This window comes from Anaerosinus sp., assembly GCF_965318445.1.
Genome location: NZ_CBDNNH010000018.1, coordinates 317339 through 339651 on the forward strand (window position 1 = coordinate 317339; position 22313 = coordinate 339651).

The 22313-nt window shown below is 37.3% G+C and carries 26 protein-coding genes; 3 read left to right on the forward strand and 23 right to left on the reverse strand.

The features are described 5' to 3' along the window. Nucleotides 1-6 precede the first annotated feature (6 nt). Together ACWZFG_RS09685 and ACWZFG_RS09690 are read right to left on the reverse strand one after the other, a co-directional pair. On the reverse strand, nucleotides 7-687 hold the full coding sequence (locus ACWZFG_RS09685) for an amino acid ABC transporter permease (protein WP_177503701.1): 681 nt from the start codon (nucleotides 685-687) through the stop codon (nucleotides 7-9). Beyond that, a complete protein-coding gene (locus ACWZFG_RS09690) occupies nucleotides 668-1327 on the reverse strand; it encodes an amino acid ABC transporter permease (RefSeq protein WP_177503699.1) in 660 nt (219 codons plus the stop codon). Before ACWZFG_RS09690 ends, ACWZFG_RS09685 begins: the two co-directional genes overlap by 20 nt. A 242-nt stretch (nucleotides 1328-1569) precedes the next feature. Here ACWZFG_RS09690 and ACWZFG_RS09695 point away from each other — a divergent pair, with 242 nt between their 5' ends. Both ACWZFG_RS09695 and ACWZFG_RS09700 read left to right on the forward strand, forming a co-directional pair. Continuing rightward, nucleotides 1570-2778 (forward strand): MalY/PatB family protein, encoded by a 1209-nt coding sequence (locus tag ACWZFG_RS09695; RefSeq protein WP_455577544.1) that lies wholly within the window; start codon nucleotides 1570-1572, stop codon nucleotides 2776-2778. 225 nt (nucleotides 2779-3003) lie between these two features. After that, a complete protein-coding gene (locus ACWZFG_RS09700; RefSeq protein ID WP_455577590.1) occupies nucleotides 3004-4179 on the forward strand; it encodes a MalY/PatB family protein in 1176 nt (391 codons plus the stop codon). Nucleotides 4180-4247: 68 nt separating this feature from the next. On the opposite strand, the gene ACWZFG_RS09705 is transcribed toward ACWZFG_RS09700, so the two are convergent. The 5 genes from ACWZFG_RS09705 to cysK form a co-directional block, all read right to left on the reverse strand. Next, nucleotides 4248-5099 (reverse strand): pyridoxamine kinase, encoded by an 852-nt coding sequence (locus ACWZFG_RS09705; RefSeq protein WP_455577545.1) that lies wholly within the window; start codon nucleotides 5097-5099, stop codon nucleotides 4248-4250. Between the two features lie 109 nt (nucleotides 5100-5208). After that, nucleotides 5209-6435, reverse strand: coding sequence for a M20 family metallo-hydrolase (locus ACWZFG_RS09710; RefSeq protein WP_455577546.1), 1227 nt, complete (start codon nucleotides 6433-6435; stop codon nucleotides 5209-5211). Between the two features lie 105 nt (nucleotides 6436-6540). After that, nucleotides 6541-6837 (reverse strand): Dabb family protein, encoded by a 297-nt coding sequence (locus ACWZFG_RS09715; RefSeq protein WP_455577547.1) that lies wholly within the window; start codon nucleotides 6835-6837, stop codon nucleotides 6541-6543. A 104-nt stretch (nucleotides 6838-6941) separates the two neighbouring features. After that, complete coding sequence (locus ACWZFG_RS09720) at nucleotides 6942-7415, reverse strand: hypothetical protein (protein ID WP_455577548.1); 474 nt, start codon at nucleotides 7413-7415, stop codon at nucleotides 6942-6944. Nucleotides 7416-7528: 113 nt separating this feature from the next. Continuing rightward, the gene (gene cysK / locus ACWZFG_RS09725) at nucleotides 7529-8458 is read right to left on the reverse strand and encodes a cysteine synthase A (RefSeq protein WP_455577549.1); all 930 of its coding nucleotides are present in this window, start codon (nucleotides 8456-8458) and stop codon (nucleotides 7529-7531) included. Between the two features lie 240 nt (nucleotides 8459-8698). On the opposite strand from cysK, the gene ACWZFG_RS09730 reads away from it, so the two are divergent. Then, the gene (locus tag ACWZFG_RS09730) at nucleotides 8699-9145 is read left to right on the forward strand and encodes an RrF2 family transcriptional regulator (protein ID WP_147667098.1); all 447 of its coding nucleotides are present in this window, start codon (nucleotides 8699-8701) and stop codon (nucleotides 9143-9145) included. 56 nt (nucleotides 9146-9201) lie between these two features. Here the strand turns inward: ACWZFG_RS09730 and ACWZFG_RS09735 are convergent, their stop codons facing one another. From ACWZFG_RS09735 to wecB, 16 genes are all read right to left on the reverse strand, one after another. After that, on the reverse strand, nucleotides 9202-9591 hold the full coding sequence (locus ACWZFG_RS09735; RefSeq protein ID WP_147667100.1) for a hypothetical protein: 390 nt from the start codon (nucleotides 9589-9591) through the stop codon (nucleotides 9202-9204). A gap of 95 nt (nucleotides 9592-9686) precedes the next feature. After that, nucleotides 9687-10670 carry a stage II sporulation protein D gene (spoIID, locus tag ACWZFG_RS09740; RefSeq protein ID WP_455577550.1) on the reverse strand — a complete coding sequence of 328 codons (984 nt, stop codon included), beginning with the start codon at nucleotides 10668-10670 and terminating at the stop codon, nucleotides 9687-9689. 122 nt (nucleotides 10671-10792) lie between these two features. Next, nucleotides 10793-11440, reverse strand: a complete 648-nt coding sequence (locus ACWZFG_RS09745) for an L-fuculose-phosphate aldolase (protein WP_455577551.1) — start codon at nucleotides 11438-11440, stop codon at nucleotides 10793-10795. 69 nt (nucleotides 11441-11509) lie between these two features. Further along, the gene (murA, locus tag ACWZFG_RS09750; protein ID WP_177503678.1) at nucleotides 11510-12769 is read right to left on the reverse strand and encodes a UDP-N-acetylglucosamine 1-carboxyvinyltransferase; all 1260 of its coding nucleotides are present in this window, start codon (nucleotides 12767-12769) and stop codon (nucleotides 11510-11512) included. 39 nt (nucleotides 12770-12808) lie between these two features. Next, the gene (locus ACWZFG_RS09755; RefSeq protein ID WP_177503676.1) at nucleotides 12809-13567 is read right to left on the reverse strand and encodes a YwmB family TATA-box binding protein; all 759 of its coding nucleotides are present in this window, start codon (nucleotides 13565-13567) and stop codon (nucleotides 12809-12811) included. A gap of 123 nt (nucleotides 13568-13690) precedes the next feature. Continuing rightward, the gene (locus ACWZFG_RS09760) at nucleotides 13691-14101 is read right to left on the reverse strand and encodes a F0F1 ATP synthase subunit epsilon (RefSeq protein WP_177503674.1); all 411 of its coding nucleotides are present in this window, start codon (nucleotides 14099-14101) and stop codon (nucleotides 13691-13693) included. A gap of 3 nt (nucleotides 14102-14104) precedes the next feature. Further along, nucleotides 14105-15514: a F0F1 ATP synthase subunit beta gene (gene atpD / locus ACWZFG_RS09765; protein ID WP_147667113.1), complete on the reverse strand. Its 1410-nt coding sequence runs from the start codon at nucleotides 15512-15514 to the stop codon at nucleotides 14105-14107. 14 nt (nucleotides 15515-15528) lie between these two features. Further along, entirely contained in the window at nucleotides 15529-16380 is an 852-nt protein-coding gene (gene atpG, locus ACWZFG_RS09770) for an ATP synthase F1 subunit gamma (protein WP_455577552.1), read from the reverse strand. Between the two features lie 20 nt (nucleotides 16381-16400). Further along, a complete protein-coding gene (atpA, locus tag ACWZFG_RS09775) occupies nucleotides 16401-17921 on the reverse strand; it encodes a F0F1 ATP synthase subunit alpha (protein WP_147667118.1) in 1521 nt (506 codons plus the stop codon). 2 nt (nucleotides 17922-17923) lie between these two features. Continuing rightward, a complete protein-coding gene (locus ACWZFG_RS09780; protein ID WP_177503668.1) occupies nucleotides 17924-18490 on the reverse strand; it encodes a F0F1 ATP synthase subunit delta in 567 nt (188 codons plus the stop codon). After that, nucleotides 18484-18987: a F0F1 ATP synthase subunit B gene (atpF, locus tag ACWZFG_RS09785; protein WP_177503666.1), complete on the reverse strand. Its 504-nt coding sequence runs from the start codon at nucleotides 18985-18987 to the stop codon at nucleotides 18484-18486. Before atpF ends, ACWZFG_RS09780 begins: the two co-directional genes overlap by 7 nt. A 73-nt stretch (nucleotides 18988-19060) precedes the next feature. Next, nucleotides 19061-19312: a F0F1 ATP synthase subunit C gene (atpE, locus tag ACWZFG_RS09790; protein WP_147667125.1), complete on the reverse strand. Its 252-nt coding sequence runs from the start codon at nucleotides 19310-19312 to the stop codon at nucleotides 19061-19063. Nucleotides 19313-19362: 50 nt separating this feature from the next. Next, complete coding sequence (gene atpB / locus ACWZFG_RS09795; RefSeq protein ID WP_455577591.1) at nucleotides 19363-20037, reverse strand: F0F1 ATP synthase subunit A; 675 nt, start codon at nucleotides 20035-20037, stop codon at nucleotides 19363-19365. Nucleotides 20038-20133: 96 nt separating this feature from the next. Next, a complete protein-coding gene (locus ACWZFG_RS09800) occupies nucleotides 20134-20523 on the reverse strand; it encodes a hypothetical protein (RefSeq protein ID WP_455577553.1) in 390 nt (129 codons plus the stop codon). Nucleotides 20524-20849: 326 nt separating this feature from the next. After that, nucleotides 20850-21068 carry an AtpZ/AtpI family protein gene (locus ACWZFG_RS09805; protein ID WP_147667129.1) on the reverse strand — a complete coding sequence of 73 codons (219 nt, stop codon included), beginning with the start codon at nucleotides 21066-21068 and terminating at the stop codon, nucleotides 20850-20852. Nucleotides 21069-21138: 70 nt separating this feature from the next. Continuing rightward, nucleotides 21139-22287, reverse strand: coding sequence for a non-hydrolyzing UDP-N-acetylglucosamine 2-epimerase (wecB, locus tag ACWZFG_RS09810; protein WP_177503660.1), 1149 nt, complete (start codon nucleotides 22285-22287; stop codon nucleotides 21139-21141). Nucleotides 22288-22313: the final 26 nt, after the last annotated feature.

The window sequence follows — 22313 nt, forward strand, 5'->3', positions numbered from 1 at the left end:
AAAAAATCACTGCCCCTGCCATTTCATTTCTAAATGACGAGACCATAAAGAAATTGGATAGCAAATGATAAAGTATAGCGCAAAAATGATTGCATACACCCAAAAAGCTGCCATCGGATTTTTTAAAATGGAAACTTCAATAATCTGCTGTCCTACTTTCAATACCTCGACTACACCAATTAATACAACGAGTGAAGTCGTTTTAATCATTCTTGTTACTAGATTCATCGCAGCTGGCACAAAACGCCGAATGATTTGTGGTAAAACGATATAACGATAAATCTGACGGGCTGTAAGTCCTAACGCCATCCCACTTTCCCATTGATGCTTTGGTAACGACGTAACCGTTCCCCGCACAATATCACCAATTTCAGCAATTCCCCAGAGTGAAAACACAAGAATTGCCGAGGCTTCTGCCGGCAAATGGAGTTGAACTACTTTCGTAATCGTAAAGAAAAATACAAAGAGCCATACTAAAATGGGGACAATCCGTACTGTTTCTAAATAAACCTTTGTCAGTAAACGAACAATCTGATTTTTACTCGTCATCAAAATTCCTAATCCAATTCCAAAAACAATCGAAAGACTAACCGCAACGATTGCAATGCGAAGCGTTATCCAAAGACCACCCAACAACCGAATGAAATTTGAACCTTCAAAGATTATACTAATCCCCAAATCCTGCATAGCGAAGTCTCCTTTCCAGTTTAGAAATACCTACAGACAATGGCAATAAAATAAGTAAATACGCCCCGATCAATAAGACAAATGCTTCTGTCGTCTTGTAATACATCCCAATTAAATCTTTTGCCACGTACATCAAATCAGCCAAGGCAATCGCACTTACAATTGAAGTTTCTTTTAATAAAAAAATAATATTGGCACCAACTGCCGGTATCGCTACCGCCAAGGCTTGGGGAAACAAAATATAACGAAACACCTGAAACTGACTTAATCCAATACTAGCCCCAGATTCGATTTGAATCTTTTCTACAGATTCAAATCCACTACGCAATGCTTCTGCCATATAGCCGCCCCCTAAAAATGCCAATCCCATAATCGCACACGTAAAAGCCTCGATTTTTATTCCCAACTTAGGTAAGCCATAATAAAGAAAAAATAATTGTATAAGCAATGGCGTATTACGCGCAATTTCTATATAGCAACTAACAATCGTTTTTAATATGCGTACTCGATAATATAGAATCGCACTACAGATAACCCCCATTAAAAAGGCTAATAATATCCCACCAATTGCCAATTCCAACGTAAGTAAAATTGCCTTTCCGTACAGAGGTAAACTTTTTATCATAAAGTCGTAATCCATTACAATCCCTCAATTCATATTAACCATATAGGTTTTATTTTGATTATGATTATATCACGTATTTTTTAACTGTCAATACTTTTCATATAGGTTTTGAAGGTTTTATTTTTTAAAATTTTCCACGCAAAAATTCGATTGACTTTTCACCTATTTACCGCTATTATTTTCTAAACATATAGTTTTAGTATGTTTTGTTTCTGGATATGTGATTTTAATTAAACTTTATTAAGGAGTTGTATATCATGAATTTTGATACAATGATTAATCGTAGAAATACTAATTCTTTAAAATATGATTTTGCTTTAGAAAATGGAAAGCCAGCCGATGTTTTACCTCTTTGGGTAGCTGATATGGATTTTCGCGTTCCAAATGAAGTCATTGATGCCTTAATTAATTCTAGTAAACATGGAATTTTCGGTTATTCTGATACAAAACAAGAATATACCAATACACTAAAACAATGGTTTTTAAAAACCTTAAATTGGCATATCAAAGACGATTGGTTAGTAAAAACCCCCGGCGTTGTTTTCGCGTTAAGCATCGCTATTCAATCTTTTACAAAAGAAGAGGACGCAGTTCTAATTCAGCGCCCTGTGTATTATCCATTTTCTCGCCTTATTCATAAAAATCATCGTAAATTAGTAAACAGCTCACTCATTTATAAAGATGATAAATACCAAATTGATTTTGTTGATTTTGAACAAAAAATTATTGAAAACGATGTCAAACTCTTTATTTTATGCAGTCCTCATAATCCTGTTGGCAGAGTTTGGACGAAAGAAGAGTTGACAAAAATCGGCGATATTTGCTTAAAACATCAGGTAATCGTTATCGCAGATGAAATTCATTCTGCTTTTACTTATCCTGGTCATCAACATATTGTCTTTGCAAGCCTTAGCCCAGAAATTAATGCTATTACGATAACCTGCACTGCTCCAAGCAAAACCTTCAACCTTGCAGGATTACAAGTGTCTAACATTTTCATTGCGAATGAAAATTTACGCAAACAATTTATTGATACCATCGACCGCAATGGTTATTCACACTTAAACACATTGGGAATTGCAGCCTGCCAAGCAGCTTATACCTATGGCGAGGAATGGCTAAAGTCTCTTAAACAATATTTAATTCATAATCTAAATTTTGTCCGCGAATTTTTAAAGGAACATCTACCTGAAATTAAATTAGTGGAGCCCGAAGGAACTTATCTTCTTTGGCTAGATTTCTCTGCACTCCAATTATCCGATGAAGCTTTAGAAGATTTAATTACCCATAAGGCAAAACTTTGGCTTGATGCAGGAATTATGTTTGGTATCGAAGGAAAACAATTCCAGCGAATAAACATTGCCTGTCCACAACAAACATTAGAAAAAGCACTTCTCCAATTAAAATCTGCGATTTACCAAGAAAACTTCAAATCGGACAAAGTTTTTACTCCATCTAAATTCTAATCACACCTATTTAAAAGCTATCTTTTATCAATGTTTTTATTCACACGTTATACAAATTCACAATCCTACCATTTATCAAATGGTAGGATTGTTTGTGTATATTTCTACAAAATTCATCATAATTCAATGCTTTGCCTAAAGGATTTTAACTTACAAAAAAGAAATAATATTTATAGATATATGGGAAAAATAAAATTATTTTACAATGATAAGGGGATGGAACCTATGCGCTATAATTTCGACCAAATCATTGACCGAAAAAACACAAATTCAATTAAATACGACTTTACTGAGAAACATGGAAAACCCATAGATATTCTCCCATTATGGATTGCCGATATGGATTTTCGCGTACCTGAGCAAGTAATTGATGCGCTAACTAAATCAAATGCACATGGAATATTTGGCTATTCTGATACCCGAGGTGAATATGTTGAAACATTAAAAACATGGTTTAATGATAATTTAGATTGGAAAATCAAAGACGAGTGGCTTGTAAAAACTCCAGGCGTTGTCTTTGCTCTATGCACGGCAATTCAAGCTTTAACAAATGAAGGTGATGCTGTTTTAATACAACGTCCTGTTTATTATCCGTTTTCTAGCTCTATCGAAAAAAACAATCGAAAGCTTATTAATAATCCTCTCATTTACAAAAACGGTAGATATTCTATTGATTACGCTGACTTTGAAGAAAAAATCATAGCGAACAAAATAAAACTATTTATTTTATGTAATCCTCATAATCCTGTCGGCAGAGTTTGGACAAAAGAAGAATTAACAACTATCGGCGATATTTGCGTAAAACATCAAGTAAAAATCATTTCCGACGAAATTCATTCCGCCTTTACTTATCCTAATCATCGCCATTTTGTTTTAGCGAGTTTAAAGCCAGAATTTAATAATATTACACTCACTTGTACTTCCCCAAGTAAAACCTTTAATATCGCAGGTCTACAAGTCTCCAATATTTTTATTGCCAACCCTAATATTCGAGAAAAATTTGTACAAGTAATGGAGCGAAATGGTTATAGCGAACTTAATTCGCTCGGAATTATTGCCTGCCAAGCGGCATATAAGTACGGTAGCGCATGGCTCAATCAATTAAAAACATATTTAAAAGGGAACCTGGACTTCACACGTGATTTTCTGGCAAAGCATTTGCCACAAATCAAATTAGTTGAGCCTGAAGGCACTTATTTGCTCTGGCTTGATTTTTCAGCCCTTAATTTATCCGATGAAGAGTTAGAGGACCTCATTGTAAATAAAGCAAAGCTTTGGCTGGCTTCTGGTGAAATTTTTGGGGAGGAAGGCAAACAATTCGAAAGAATCAATATTTCCTGTCCTCGCCAGACATTAAAAACAGCGCTAATTCGTTTAAAAAAAGCAATCAAATCTATTTAAACGCAAAAAAGAGAAGCATTTTAGCAAGGTCAATGACCTGCATAATGCTTCTCTTTTTGTTATCTATTTTATTTCAAATCAAGCGCTTGGATTAAACTTGGAATGCTCGCTTCAAAATTCACACCAAAACGCACATCTGTTTTTGCTTCTTTTGTCCAGGCAATGCTTTTCACCGTAAAATCAACTGCAATTTGCGTTGCTGTATCAAGGTCTTTGTCATTCATCAAGGCACCTACCAATACACTCGCAAACACATCGCCCGTACCATGATAGTATCCATCAATGCGATTTGCCAAAAGATAGTTGATTTTGTCACTATTTTTATCATAAGTTGCTGCACCCAGTTGTGCATCATCAAAATGTACTCCTGTTAAAACAATCTGGCTAGGTCCCATATCAGATAAACGTTTTAACAAGCCCTCAATATATTCTTTTGTATACGGACCGGCTTGATATTCTTCGCCAAGCATTAAAGCTGCCTCTGTCATATTCGGCACAATAACATCTGCCTTCGCACACAACTTTTTCATCTCTTGCGGGAAAGTTTTCGGAAAAATCTTATATAGCTCACCATTGTCTGCCATCGCAGGATCGGCAATAATCAACGTATCCTTAGCACGCAATTGATCAAATACCTTTGAAACAATGTCAATCTGCTCAAAAGAACCAAGAAAGCCTGTATATATCGCATCAAAATGCAAGCTAAGCGATTGCCAATGATAAGCAATCGGCGCAATATCCTCCGTTAAATCCCTATAGGTAAAGCCTTCAAACCCACCTGTATGCGTGGATAATACTGCGGTAGGCACAACAGCACATTCTACGCCTGTCGCTGAAATAATCGGCAAAGCTACAGTAAGTGAACATTTCCCAAAACCAGATATATCATGAATCGCTGCTACACGTTTTTGTCTCAACATCTTTCATCCTCCAAATAAACTCCAAAGTAGATATAGTTTATACTATACGTTAGTATATAAACCTATAAATAGCATGTCAATTAAAAACCCTAAATTGTATTAATACAATTTAGGGTTTATTTTCTAAATGAAGAACGGTCTCATATAAAAGTTCCGCTCCACAAAAAATCTCAGCTATAGAAGAAAATTCATCTGGATTGTGGCTAATTCCTGCCTTTGAGGGAACGAAAATCATCGCCGCCGGTGCTATTTTCGCCAAATTCATCGCATCATGCCCCGCCCCACTCATCATTTTCATGATGCGCCTTTTTTTAGTTTTTCCTATTTCATACAGTAAATCTCCTAGTGGTTCATCTAATAAAACAGGTTCTTCATTAGATAAAGCCGAAAGCGTATACGTTAGCTCTCGAGACTTAGCAATTTGATCAATCCTTTCTTTTAGCCTTGCAACTACTTGCTCTTTGCTCATTTGATTTCCACTACGAATATCTATCCCAATGCTAACCTCTCCAGGAATAACGTTCATCGCACCATTTAAAAGCTCGATTGTCCCAACCGTCCCTACAACATCATCAGTTGATTTTGCTAAAGATTCTACAAGTAAAATCACTTCTGCAATTCCAGCTAACGCATCATGGCGAAGCTTCATCGGTGTTGCTCCAGAATGATCAGCCTTGCCGTGAAAAATTAATCGAAACCGTGATGGTGCTGCAATGCATGTTACTACACCTAATTCCATCTGCGCTTTTTCTAGTACAATCCCTTGCTCAATATGTAATTCCAAAAATGCATAAATCGGCTTTTCATAACGATTCCGACAAATATCTTGTCGATTAAATCCCGCCTTGCGTAAAGCTTCGCTTAAACAAAATCCCTCTTTATCTTGATATTCTTCCAAATCTTCTTGTTTTAACTTTCCACAAAAGGCTTTACTCCCTAACGTGGATCTGCCAAATCGACTTGACTCTTCGGCACGAAATACGACAATCTCAACCGTCCGCTCAAGCTCTTTTTTTTGCTCAAATAAAGTGTGTACTACTTCAATCGCAGAAATCACGCCGATTGTCCCATCATATTTGCCACCGTTCGGCACTGTATCAATATGTGACCCCAACAAAAGGACTGGTAATGCCCTATCTTTCCCTTGATAACTTCCAATTAAGTTACCAAAATCATCCATGCGCACTACCATTCCCGCCTGTAGCATTAATTGCTTAATAAATTCGATTGCCTGCCAATCAATTTCACTAAATGCCATCCGAGTAATTCCTTCGTTTTCTTTTGCACCAAATTTAGCTAATTTTTTGAGGTTACGCTCTAGGCGTACACGGTTCATTATACATCAGCTCCCAATAAAATAAGTGATGCCAAAAAGAGCATCACCTATCGAATAAATGTAAACCCAATTTAAAATTTTTCAAAATATTTAAATTGAAAAATTCTAGATTTCATAATCAATGCAATTACGTTCACAAACCAAATCTTTTACAATTGCTTTTATTGCAATATGATCTGGATGAGACTGATATCCCACTTCTGCTTCCCTACTTTCAAATTCGCAATACAAAGCAATATCCGCTGGACCACCATTATAATTAATTCCTACTTCAATTGCAATTAATCCATCGACAACACCTAATAATGCCTTAAATTTACCTTGTAACAAATCTACGTTTTTTTGTAAATTTTCACCCTTAGCTTCTTCTTTCAATTTCCATAAAATAATATGTTTAACCACACGCATCTCTCCTTGCACCTTATATGTATCACTATAATTCTACTGCCAAATACAACACTAAGCAATACATGATTCAGCCATTTTCTATTATCTAATTCAACAATTTAAAATTCGTCAGCAACATTATCTTGTGCTTTCTCATCCTTTTCATCAGTCTCCAGTTCTTGATTGGCAATTCGCAAACTATCCTCATGGTTTGATGAAGAATCTGACACTGGATTCGCTTTTTTTAATAAATCTTCTTGCATTCTTTCTTTTAGCAGCAAGCGATCTTGCATTTGATAAACTTCCTGCTCTTTTAACTCTAACGCTTGTCCCTGCAATCGTATTTCTGGAGCTCTTGGATAGTTGACCTGATGATTAATTTTTTCTTGTCGATTAGCAATTTTATTTTCTAAAGCATTTAATTTAGTCATATCATAGTCATCTGCCATACGGTGATTATAAACTGCTGCTGAACTAGCAGAATTGGCAGATTGCACTATATGCTGATCTGTATTTGATTGTTGCACTAGTTTAACCAGACTAGTTTTCTCTTGTCTTTGATTCATCGCCAAAAAATCATTTCGTATTAGCATCCCTATCCCCCCTAAAATTGATATCTATTTAAATTTATTATACTCTAAGAAAAGGTAAATTCGAGAAAAAATGCTGCTATATCCAAATTACATTTGATATAGCAGCATTTTTATTAAACAAATAACTCGGTAGATAAATACCGGTCTCCCGTATCAGGCAATAACACAACGATATTTTTACCGCGATTTTCTGGCCGCTTAGCTAACTCTACTGCTGCTGCAAGTGCCGCACCAGCTGAGATTCCAACAAGAAAACCTTCTGTACGGGCTACAGCTTTACTATAAGTAAAAGAATCTTCATTTTGAATGGCAATTACTTCATCATAAACCTTCGTATTTAATGTCTCTGGAACAAACCCCGCACCAATCCCTTGAATTTTATGCGGACCAGCTTCACCTTTTGTTAAGACTGGTGATGACGCTGGCTCTACAGCAACAATTTGCACTTTAGGATTTTTAGATTTTAAATATTCGCCAATACCACTCACTGTACCACCAGTGCCAACGCCGGCAACAAAAATATCTACTTTGCCATCAGTATCTTCCCATATTTCTGGACCTGTTGTCTTTTTATGCGCCTCTGGATTTGCTGGATTAGTAAACTGCGATGGAATAAAAGAATTTGGAATTTCTCTGGAAAGTTCCTCAGCCTTTTCAATTGCACCTTTCATTCCTTTGGAACCATCGGTTAAAACAACTTCCGCACCGTAAGCTTTTAATAAATTTCTTCTTTCTACACTCATTGTTTCAGGCATTGTAAGAATCGCTCGATAACCGCGTGCTGCAGCTACGCTTGCAAGCCCGATTCCTGTATTACCGCTTGTCGGTTCAATAATCACCGCACCCGGTTTTAAAATTCCACGAAGCTCTGCATCATCAATCATCGCTAAACCAATTCTATCTTTTACACTACCAGCTGGATTGAAGTACTCCAACTTTCCTAAAATATTTGCTTCTAAATCAAAATGTTTTTTATAATTATTTAATGCCAACAAAGGAGTCTTCCCAATAAGTTCCGTTATACTTTGATAAATTTTTGCCATAATAAAACCTCCTAAAACAAATTTTAAAATTTATTCTAATATAAAACATATATGATTAATATGTTTTATTATATTCCTTTATTTTTTAAAAGTCAATATAATTTTCTTCATGGAAATTATATTTATGTTTTCGAAAAATAAGGATACACTATTGGAAACAACAAAGGCAGATTGACATTTTTGTTAGATAAGTCTATGATTAAAGAAAACATATATTTTTAGTATGGAATGGGTGATCACATGAGAGTTTCGGCTAAAGGACGGTACGGATTAGCCGCAATGACACATATTGCCTCGCAATATGAAACTGGAGTTCCAATTACAATTATCAGCATCGCAGAAAAATTAGGCATTTCAAAAATTTATCTTGAACAAGTTTTTTCGCTTTTAAAACGAGCTAATTTGGTCATATCAATCAAAGGTGCCCAAGGCGGATATCAATTGGCAAAAGCACCAGTAAAAATCAATGCATTAGAGGTTTTATCAGCAATTGAATTATCTTTATTTGAGAAAACAGAAGCTGCCACTTCAAATCATTGTCCGGAAATTGATAAAGCATTACAAAATTCTATTTTCACTTTATTGGACAACTCCGTACAAAACCTATTAAGTAATATTACTCTAGTAGACCTCGTCATTGAAATGGAAAAGAATAAATCCGAAGAAGCATTGATGTACTTTATTTAAAAATACGGGTGGACAAACGAAATGATCATTTGTCCACCCGTATTTTCGTTATTTGCTTAAATTTTACGATAACGCCACTCTTGATAAACTTCATCAAAGTACCACTCTTCTACTACGTTATCACTAACAGCAACAGTTGCTGCTGTTTCCTCCTTAGCTTTGGTCACTTCATGCGTAACATCGTCCTTGGTTTTCATCTGCTTCATCTCAGGAAAATTATCCTCTAACCTCACTTTCTCATCAGAAAAGTTTACTATGCCAGCCGGCTTTTCAGCAATAACAAACTGATGAGAAAGCAAGCTCACTTGTAATAATAACGATAATACGATTACACCTAATAACGCTATAATTCCTATATAAATAAATTTAACTTCGAGTGCCCGAATTCCTCGGACTGTAGCAACGACTTTTCGAATAAAAACGACTGGATTCCGATCATTGAGCATTTAAATCACCTCAATAATCATCATTCCCTTTTTATGCATTTATTAAACCTTTGCCTTGCAAAATCTTACATTTATCTTGTGGTTAATTTACTCCATTAAGAGCCATAAATATTTTTTAATTCGACCCCTTTATAATAATATTTCAATATATCCTGATATGCCCAACCTTCTTTTGCCATGCCGTTAGCGCCATATTGACATAACCCTACACCATGACCATAACCAATCGTATGAAAGATGATTTCATCTCCCTTACTTTCTATCGTAAAGTTTTCGGAACGTAATCCTAAGGTATTACGAACCTCACTCCCTGTAAAGTTTTTGTTCCCTATTTTTATCTGAGCAACGCGACCTGAATCCGTTAAGCTTAATATTTTTATTAAATCTCCGTTACCGGCACTAACCGTCACAGCATCTTGCCCAAATGATTCTGCTAAGTTCGCCACGCTAATCGTCTTATTGTCTTTATAGCGAGGGGAAGCAGTATCCCATTTACACTCAACGCTCTGTAGATAAGGATAATCGTTACCCCAAACTTCTTTTGCACTGGCAGTTCTATCGCCACTCGTCGAGTGAAATAAAGCATGAATCGGCTCATCGTTATACGTTAAAATCATTCCCTGCGTTTTTAAAACAGCTAATTTAATTTTTTGCTTATATTCATAATACTTTTTTCCCCATCGTTCCTTTAATGTATCATCGCTTACCCAAGCCTGATTTACTGTATGATCTGTGCTCACGTCCGCATCAGGATGATCACTAACGCCACTACCACCGAACTTATGCATGTGTTTTACCGCGTAAGTTCGTGCCGCTACCGCTTGCGCTTGTAGTGCCGCTTCAGAAAATTCCGCCGGCATTTCTGCTCCAACCACACCTTGTACATATTCTTCGAGCGTCATGCTAACAATTTTATTTTTATCATGGAGATATACGTTAAGCATCACGCTTTCTAAGCTTGATAAATCCGTCATATTTCCACCACTTTCTTTACTTAAATTTACCCCTGTAATCAAGACAGGTACAACGATAACGGCAAAAGACACAATTCCAATCATATATGCCAATAATCGCCGCATAAAAACGCCCCCTTCGCCACAATCGCATCTACCCTTAGAAATTCTATGCAGCAAAGAGTATAAATATGACATTAAATTAACGTTAAGAAAAAGCAGTATAAAAAATTTTATACTGCTTTTTCTTAACGTTTTTTCTGTCCGTAGGTCTTAAATTTTTCTAAAACAACATCCATCTGCTCGCTTGATAAAGTAACCGGATTGCCAGCTAACTTCGTTTTATAATAAATTTCAGCACAAAATTCAATCTCTTCGGCAGTATTAAAAGCATAATCTATATCATTTCCAATCGTTAACAGGCCATGATTACCCAACAAAACCGCATAGCGGTCTTTCATTCCCTCAAAAGCACTTATCGCAAGTTCTTTACTGCCAAACGGTTCATAAGCTGTACAACGAACATTTTTCCCTGCAAACCCAATCAAGTAATGTACAGGTTCAATGCTCCAATTTAAACACGCCAGAATCGCAGAATATTTTGAGTGCGTATGTACAACAGCACCAATTTTGGGACGACGTTCATAAAAGATACGATGCATGTCGTATTCGCTTGACGGTTTTCTTTTTCCATCTACAACATTTCCATCTAAATCAAGGATAACAACATCCTCAGGTTCCGTTTTAAAATAATCAAGCCCGCTTGGGCTAATCGCAAATAATTGTTCTGTTCCATTAAAAATACTTAGATTTCCCCCTGTGCCTGTAGTTAATCCCGAAGTAACCATCTTTTGCCCATATTCTACAACAAGCTCACGTTCTTTACGCAAAATCATAGAAAATCCCCTTTCACATATAACAAAGAAAGCACCATAACCAAGATCAGTTATAGTGCTTTCTTATTCTTATTCATCTACACGCGCAATATCTGCACCTAAACCACATAATTTATTTACCAAGCCATCATAACCACGATCAATATGATGAATACAACCAACTCTAGTTTCTCCTTCAGCAACAAGTCCAGCTAATACCATAGCTGCACCAGCACGCAAATCTGTTGCCTTTACTTCACAGCCAGTCAATTTGGCTACGCCTTCAACAACTGCACTACGTCCTTCAATTTTAATATTTGCACCCATGCGCTTTAACTCATCCACATGCATAAAGCGATTTTCAAATACCGTTTCACTTACAACACTCGTACCTTCGGCAATTGTACTCATTGCCATAAATTGCGCCTGCATATCTGTCGGAAAACCTGGATATGGCAGCGTTTTAATGTCCACTGCTTTTATCTGTCCATTGCCACGCACACGAATTCCATTAATATCTTCAATAATTTCTACATTTGCTTCCTTTAATTTGGCAATCACCGGTTTTAAATGTTCACTAATTGCATTTTCAATATATACATCGCCTTTTGTCATTGCCGCTGCAACCATATAAGTCCCAGCTTCAATACGGTCAGGAATAATCGTGTAGTTTTTACCCTCTAAGCGCTCCACACCTTCAATTTTGATTACATTTGTTCCCGCGCCACGAATATTAGCCCCCATCATGTTAAGGTAATTCGCCAAGTCAATAATTTCTGGTTCATGCGCTGGATTTTCAATGATCGTTTGACCTTTCGCCATAGAAGCAGCCATAATAATATTTTCTGTTGCACCAACACTCGGAAAATCAAGATATATTTTTGCTCCCGTTAACCCATTTGGCGCTTTTGCTTCAATATAACCATGTCCTATTTCAATCTCTGCACCAAGAGCTTCAAACCCTTTTAGATGCAAATCAATTGGACGAGTTCCAATTGCACAACCACCAGGTAAAGAAATTTTTGCATGCCCACATCTAGCAAGAAGTGGTCCCATAATCAAAAAAGACGCGCGCATTTTTCGCACCAATTCATAGGGTGCTTCACAACTCGTTATTTTACTACTATCTATATAGAGCACATCATTGCCTTTATTTACTACATTCACACCTAGCTGGCAAAGAACTTTAGAAATCGTTCTTACATCTTCTAAGTCAGGTACTTCTTCTAACAAACTAGGACTTTGCCCTAATAGCGATGCTGCAATAATCGGTAATACAGCATTTTTCGCACCACTGATTTTTACAGTACCTTCTAATCTATTGCCACCATGTATAACTAACTTTTCCAATTTATATCCTCCCAAACACATATGCGCCCGTATTCAACATTAATACTCAACTAAAATTAGCGGTGAACCAATCGTTATATAAGTTCGATTATCCAAAGTATGATATCGTATAGCCATATTTATATTCACTGGTATATTACCTGCTATAATTTTATCATCAATCAGAGATGTATATCCAGTCACACTAATATAGTTTCCGCCATCTACGCGGCTATTCATATCTGCACCAATAGAATCTAGTGCATCCCGTATACAACAATCAGCCACACCCTTCCTTAGTTTACCATCAAGATACCCTTCCAAGCAAGTGGTAATGTGTGGCTCAACAAAAAATTTTCGAAAAATTTCAAGTAATTTTTCTTTTGTATAATTTAAGTTATAACTTTCCGGATGATCTTCCTCTATTTTGATACTTAAATGTATTTTATCAGCGATATTTTCTGCAAATAATCTCTTTAATGTAATACTTATGTTTTGCCCATCCACATTACCACATATTTTTATACTACGCTCTTTACTATTTTGAATAATTTCCTTTACTATTTCTTCTTTCTTTAATTCAAAATCCTCTGCTAAGTAATTTATGGCATTGTCTAGGTTTTCAACTTCATTCTCTTTCATCGTGACTACTGCATAGCTATGTATGGTTAAGGATTCAACTTCCGCACCTGTTGCCTGTATCGCACGGTAAAGCGGCTCCTCCGTCATCACTGGAACACTCTCTACCCTCGACATCCATATATTATGTATTAGCAAAATAGTAATAAATAAAATAATAACCTTTAAATACTTTTTCATCGTATAGCCTCCTTAAAACTTCTTAAGTATATTTTTACCATTTTATTCTATTGCTATACGACAGAAAAAGAAAAAGACGCTGCATCTAGCAACGCCTTTTTCTCCTATTTCATTTCACTAAAACTACTGTATAATTCTACCCGCAGCTTTTAATCTAGCAGTCGCACGTTTAAGCGCAAAGCCTGCACGATCAAGATCAATTGTACTTTGTTTGTTATTTAATCTTTCTAATGCTCTTTGACGTGCTTTCTCGGCACGTTCTACATCAATTTTATCTCCAAGTTCCGCGCAAGTAGCCAAAATCGTAATTTTCGTAGGCTGAACTTCGATAAAACCACCACTTACAGCAAGCAGCGTTTCACCTTCTTCATCCTTTACACGAACTGGAGCTGGAATAAGTCCAGCAATGAGCGGCGCATGTCCTGGCATAATACCAAGTTCTCCGCCACTACTGCGAACGATAACCATATTGGCATCAGCAGTATAAACAACCTCAGTTGGAGAAACAACTTCAAGCTTAATTTTATTAGCCAATTGTTATTCCCCCTTCATTTTACGGGCCTGTTCTAACACTTCATCAATGCTGCCGACCATATAGAAAGCAGCTTCTGGAATCTCATCATGTTTACCTTCTAAGATTTCTTTAAATCCACGAATCGTTTCTTTTAATGGAACATATTTACCAGGAGTACCAGTAAACGCTTCCGCTACAAAGAACGGTTGACTCAAGAATCTTTGGACTTTACGAGCTCTAGCTACAACGAGTTTATCTTCATCAGATAATTCTTCCATACCTAAGATTGCAATAATATCTTGTAATTCTTTATATTTTTGCAAGATTTCTTGTACGCCACGTGCTACTTCATAATGTTCTTCCCCAATGATATGCGGATCCACAATACGAGAAGTAGAGTCAAGTGGGTCAACGGCTGGATATATACCAAGTTCCGCAATTTGACGAGAAAGAACTGTTGTCGCATCCAAATGGGCGAAAGTTGCCGCTGGCGCTGGGTCAGTCAAGTCATCGGCAGGTACATATACCGCTTGAACGGAAGTAATCGAACCTTTTTTCGTTGAAGTAATACGTTCTTGAAGTGCGCCCACGTCTGTTGTAAGTGTTGGTTGGTAACCAACGGCAGATGGCATACGACCAAGTAACGCCGATACTTCTGAACCCGCTTGAATAAAGCGGAAAATGTTATCAACAAATAAAAGTACGTCTTGGCTTTGTTTATCACGGAAATATTCTGCCATAGTAAGACCCGTTAACGCTACACGCATACGAGCTCCAGGTGGTTCATTCATCTGACCATATACTAAAGCAGTTTTATTGATAACGCCTGATTCTGTCATTTCAGACCAAAGGTCATTACCTTCACGTGTACGTTCACCAACACCAGCAAATACAGAGTACCCACCATGTTGTGTTGCAATATTATTGATCAATTCCATGATTAATACAGTTTTACCTACACCGGCACCACCAAATAACCCGATTTTACCACCGCGGGAATATGGAGCGATAAGGTCAACGACTTTAATTCCTGTTTCAAGAATCTCTGTTGCAGTTTCCTGCTCATCAAAAGTTGGCGCTGGACGATGAATTGGCCATTTGTCATCAGCTTTTACAGGTGCTGGATTTTTATCTACCGTTTCACCCAATACATTAAAGATACGTCCCAGTACACCATCACCAACTGGAACACTGATTGGCGCACCAGTATCTACAGCTTCCATTCCACGTGTTAAACCATCAGTGGAACTCATTGCAATACAACGCGTCGTATTATCACCCAAATGTTGCATTACCTCAACCGTTAAATCTATGTCTATCTCTCCCGATTTGCCTTTGATTGTTACAGCATTATAAATTGCCGGTAACTCATCTACGGGGAATTCAATATCTACTACAGGACCTACAACCTGTACTACTTTACCTTTAACCAAAGCGGTACCCCTCCTTACTTCAAGGCTTCCGCACCACTTACGATTTCATTGATCTCGCGTGTAATGCCAGCCTGACGTACTTTGTTATAATTTAAGACAAGTTTGCTAATTAATTCATCAGCATTATCCGTTGCTGCACTCATCGCTGTCATTCTAGAGCCTAACTCACTCGCCGCTGACTGTAAAAGTGCGCCATAAACCATTGTCTCTAAATACTGTGGCAGCAATAATCCAAGTACTTCGCCTGCATTAGGTTCATAAATGTATTCTCCGCCACTTTGTTTTTCTTCACCTTCAATATCGCTAATCGGCAATAATTTTACCGTAGTTGGAACGACATTAATTGGCGAAATAAACTTCGTATATACCATATGGATTTCATCGTATTCACCAGAAGTAAATAACTCCATAATTTTCATTGCAACATGTTTCGCATGTTCATACGTCGGTCTTTCAGTAAAGCCTGCGTATTCAGTAACTATGTTATAACCACGATGGAAAAAATAATCCCTCGCTTTTCTGCCCACAGTTATTAAATCCGCATCACTTTTATTAGAAAAATGCGTAATCACTTCTTTAAATACATTACTGGAGTATGCACCAGCTAGCCCTTTATCAGCCGCTAACACTACATAGGCTTTTTTGTTAACTGGACGAACTTCAAGAAGCGGATGATTAATATCTCCGGCACTTCCTGCAACGTCTCTTAATACTGCCTGCATTTTTTCTGCATAAGGCTTATTCGCTAACGCACCTTCCTGTGCTCTGCGAAGACGTGCTGCCGCAACCATTTTCATGGCTTTCGTGATTTGCTGAATATTTTTTACGCTTTTGATACGCCGACGGATGTCTTGTGTACTAGCCATTTCACATCACCTCGCTGCACTTACGCTTCTTGTTCATATGAGAATGTCTCTTTGAAATCCTTGATCGCTTTTTTCAGTGCTTCTTCCGTATCTTTTTCTAGTTTCTTTTGTTCACGAATCGCTTTGATTACTTCTGCATAATTGGAATGCATAAATTTCAAGTAATCATTTTGGAATTTAACGACTTGGTTTACTGGAACATCCGCTAAATATCCGTTAACCGCTAAGTAAATCACAACAACTTGATCTTCTACAACAAGTGGCGAGTATTGTGGTTGTTTTAATGTTTCAACCATTCTCGCACCACGGTCAAGTTGTGCTTTTGTATCTTTATCTAAGTCAGAACCGAACTGCGCAAACGCTGCCAATTCACGATATTGTGCAAGATCAAGACGCATACGTCCGGCAACTTGTTTCATTGCTTTAATTTGCGCTGAACCACCTACACGGGATACGGAGAGTCCAACGTTAATCGCCGGGCGAATCCCAGAATAGAAAGCTTCACTTTCCAGCATGATCTGACCATCTGTAATCGAAATAACGTTTGTTGGAATATACCCGGAAAGGTCACCCGCCAAAGTTTCAATAATAGGTAAAGCTGTGATTGAACCACCGCCTAAATCCTTTGATAATTTAGCCGCACGTTCAAGCAGGCGAGAATGTAAGAAGAATACGTCCCCTGGATACGCTTCACGTCCTGGTGGGCGGCGAAGCAGCAAGCTCATTGCACGATATGCCATCGCATGCTTAGACAAATCATCATATACACATAACGCATGTTGTCCCTTATACATGAAGTATTCAGCAATACTTACCCCTGCATACGGTGCTAAATATTGTAGAGGTGCACTATCAGAAGCTGTAGCCGCAACGACGATTGTATAGCTCATTGCACCATGATCTTCTAATGTTTTTACTACCCGCGCAACAGTGGACGCTTTTTGTCCAATTGCTACGTATACACAGATTACGTTTTGCCCTTTTTGATTCAAAATTGTGTCTACTGCAATCGCAGTTTTACCTGTACCACGGTCACCGATAATAAGTTCACGTTGACCACGACCAATTGGTACTAACGCATCAATCGCTTTAATCCCTGTTTGTAAAGGTTCATTTACAGATTGACGATCCGCAATCCCAGGTGCTGGATACTCTACTGGACGAGTTTCTGTCGTTGCAATTGGCCCTTTACCATCAATCGGTTGACCAAGTGCATTCACTACACGACCAATCATCGCATCTCCAACAGGTACTTGCATGATACGACCAGTTCTACGAACTGTATCGCCTTCTTTTACTAAAGTTTCACCACCAAGAATAACACCGCCGACGTTATCTTGCTCAAGATTTTGTACTAAACCAAAAACACCATTATCAAACTCAAGTAGTTCCCCCGCCATCGCTTTTTCTAAGCCATGAATACGAGCTATACCATCGCCAACTTCGATAACAGTACCAATATCATCAACATTAAGGTCAACTTGATAATTTTTTATCTGTTCCTTAATGATCGCAGTTATTTCTTCCGGATTCATTTTCATAACTACTCTGTCACCCCAATCTTAGCAGCTTCATTTGTCAATAAATTACGCTTCAACACTTGCATTTGGCGAAGAACGCTGCCATCAATGAGCTTGTCACCAATTTTCACAATTACGCCGCCTAAAATACTCGCATCTATCCTTGTTTGAATTACTACACTTTTTCTAGTAGTATCACTTAATTTTTTTATTAATTTTGCTTCTTGTTCCTTTGATAACGGTCTAGCCACGACAACTTCCGCTTCTAGAACATTCTGCTCAATATTCGCTAAAACTTCATACTCAGCAGCAATTTGCTTTAATAATCCTTCACGGCGTTTATCAACAAGAAGCATTAAAAATTTGTAGACTTCATCAGCCAATTGCCCTTTAAATATCTTTTCCAGCACTTCTTTTTTTGCCTCCGGCTTAATATGAGGATGATACATAAAATCAGCTAAATCCTCTTGGCTTGCAATCGTTTCTTTAATTAAATTGATTTGCGTGCCAAACTCTTTTAATGCAGCCGTTTCTTTTGCAATCTCATAAATCGCTCTGGCATATCGAATCGCTAACTGATTGGTTAGCATGGTAAACCACCTATTTTCTCAGCATCAATTTTATCAATGAACTCTTCTACTAATTTAGCATCTACAGTTTCATCAATATTGTTACCGATAACTTTTGTAGCCGCTGCCATAGATAAAGCAACAACTTGACCGCGTACCTCAGCAATGGCTTTTGCTTGTTCACGCGCAATTTCTTCACGGGCAACTTTTAACATGCGAGCAGTCTCAGCTTTTGTTTCAGCAATGCTTGCATCTCTTTCTTCAGCGGCAGCTTTCATCGCTTTATCCACGATTTCTTGTGCCTGAATTCTCGCATTTGCCAATTGTTTTTGATATTCTGCCTTTAATTCTTCAGCAGCATTTTGCTGTGCTTCTGCCTCGCTGATATGTCCGGCAATCTTAGCTTCACGTTCATTCAGAACCTTTAATAAGGGCTTATAAGCCACTTTATATAAAATAGCTACCAAGATCAAGAAGTTCAAAATCTGGGCAACCAAAGTCATATTAATATCAATCAATTTTTAGGCACCTCCTTATATGACGGTAAGCAGGCGACTGAAAACCAGCCGCCTTATCCACAAAACTCTCCCATTATTTTAATAATGGATTAGCATATAACAGAACAATTGCAATAACCGTAGCAATGATTGGCACTGCTTCGATCAAACCAACGGAAATAAGCATGTTTACAAGCAAAGTTCCTTTTGCTTCTGGTTGTCTAGAGATACCTTCAATAAATTTAGAAGTAACTAAACCATTACCAATACTCGCACCTACTGCTGCAAGACCAATAGCAATACCTGCTGCTAAAAAAGCTCCGATTACCATAATTGAATTTTCCATGAATAAATCCCCCTTAAGAATTAAAAATATTTTTTCATTTTGTGATTTTATTAGTCATGATGGTTATCTTTTATCCCATTTGACAAATATGCCATTGACAACATCGTAAAAATAAATGCCTGAACAACGCCGACAAATAAGCTAAAAGCCAGCCATACAATACTTGGAATCGGCATCCAAATCGGAAGCAAAAGTCCAAGGATAATAATGAGAATTTCACCGGCAAGAATATTACCAAATAGACGAAAAGCGAGCGTAATCGGCTTTGCGATTTCTTCAATAACATTGATAATAACAAACGGCACAAATGGTTCAAAGAAATGTTTTAAATAACCAACGCCTTTAAAACAAACACCAAGAATATGAAGCAGAATGACCACCATCAATGCCAGACCAAATGTGGTATTGGCATCATTCGTTGGTGATGTGAACCCCGGCACGAGCCCCAGCCAGTTTGAAATCAAAATAAATAAAAATAATGTAATAATCAGTGGTGCTAACTTTCTTCCTTTAGGTCCCATGATGGAATCAACTTGTTCCAGTAAGGCGACGACAAGCATCTCTATCAGATTTTGCCAGCCGCGAGGAACTAAGCTGAGACTACGCGTGGCGAGAAAAGCAATCAAGATCACAATTGCCATAGTCAGCCATGTCATCTGCAAAGTATCCATATTAAAACTAAACCCTGCAAAATTAACCACGTTATGAGTACCGATTTCATGCATAGAATTATACACATTGAATTTCAATCCGCAAAATTCTACGACACGAGCACCAATTTCGTGCATACAAATCACTCCCATGCTATGTAGTCTATAAATTTATTTTTGTTTATCAGAATTTTTTTTCAAGATCCAATACACGGCATTTGCCAGCATAATAACCTCAGCTAAAAAAAATCCTGTAACCACAGCCCAAAACAATGATACGGAAATCTGAATCACCGCAGCTAAACATCCCAAAATTAAAAATAAGCGAATCATCCAGCCTATCTTCATCGTGAAAACTGCAGCATCCGGCGAAAAATCAATACTTTTCAACATACGATTTCCCATAATGAAAATACATACCGCCCCAATTAATTCGCCAACAAGAATACCAAATATCAAACTTGGTTTTCCATATGAATAAAGTATACCCCAAGCGACAATCAAACTGATAAAATATTGTTTGATAATTCGGCTAATATGCACCCACCAGACTTTTTCCATATCTCCTCCACAAAATTCTATCCCATAATCTAATTAAATCAAAACATAAATTTAATTAATATAGTGATTATCTACAATAACAAACATTTATCTTCGACAAAGACTCAGCAAATCCTTTACAAAAATATAAAATAACCAAATTTTTCTGCTAAAAAGCTCTCTTCTTTTACATTTTAAGCAAGAATTTTTGTCATGTTTGTATTATACACGATTGATTATAGTTGTGCTATATGATTTTATAAATTAAACTTATTTTTTCTGAAAAAAACTTACTATTCTTACAATAAAAAAATATTCGCCCACTTTTTCCGACATCCTAAAAATTTTTAAATCTTACTTTTTCCGACTAACCGTTTATACACCGACCACATGCCAGTAATAAAACCTAAAACAATTCCTATTATTGTTCCCCAAGGCGATGACAAAAATACCTCATCTATCCACCTGCCAATAAAAATTCCCACCCCAATAATCACTGCAAAGCTAATCCCTATCCCTAATGCAAATCCAGCTGCTGCCAAAGTAGATTCTTCACGTTTTTTCATACGATCTCTTCCTTCCCTTTATCCGAAGATAGATAAAAAAGAGTTACTACAAAAGCAGTAACTCTAAAATTTAAAACTCAAACGACTCAGGTTTTTCAGATCGTAAGCCATGTTTCCACAAAATAGCCTCAACGATTCTTCTTGCAGCTTGTCCATCACCATATGGGTTACAAGCATTCGCCATTCTTTCATATTCCTTTTTATTCGACAGCAATAATTTTGCTTCATTATATATTTTCATTTTATCGGTACCGATGAGTTTCACCGTACCTGCATCAATCGCTTCAGGACGTTCCGTTGTATCACGAAGTACCAATACGGGCTTGCCTAATGCCGGTGCTTCTTCTTGAATTCCACCTGAATCTGTAAGGACTAAATAAGAGCGCGCCAAAAGATTCGCAAAGGGTTCATAATCAAGAGGATCAATTAAATTCACCCGCGCGAGTCCGCCTAATTCACTTTCTACTACTTCACGGACTTTAGGATTTTTATGTACAGGGAAAACGATTTCAATGTCTTCAAATTCGTTGACCAAATCACGCAATGCTTGATAAACATGACGCATTGGCTCACCAAGATTTTCCCTGCGATGCGTTGTAACTAAAACAACTTTACGATTTTTATAGTCAATTTTACGCAAAACTTCATTCGAAAACTCAAATTTTTCGTTAACCGTTGCAAGAAGCGCATCAATTACCGTATTACCTGTAACAAAAATCGCTTCTTCTTTAATATTTTCTTGCCGTAAATTATTGCTCGCCGTAGCTGTAGGAGCAAAATGCATATCTGTAAGCGAACCTGTAAGCTTGCGATTCATTTCTTCTGGATATGGTGAATATTTATTATGCGTTCTAAGACCTGCCTCGACATGACCAATTTCAGTTTGATGATAAAACGCTGCTAAGGCTCCGGCAAATGTTGTCGTTGTATCGCCATGTACCAATACAATATCCGGTTTTGACTCACTGAGTACACGATTTAAACCTTGCATAGCTTTACAAGTGATATCAAAGAGAGTCTGCCCTTGTGCCATAATATCCAAATCATAATCAGGTTTTATATCAAATAAATGAAGCACCTGATCAAGCATTTCACGATGTTGCGCCGTAACCGCTACAATCGGTTGAATTAAATCAGGATATTTTGTCAATTCCAATACAACCGGCGCCATTTTTATCGCTTCCGGACGCGTACCAAATACAGTCATTACTTTTAGCATCTCATTACTCCTTCCAGTTTGTAAAG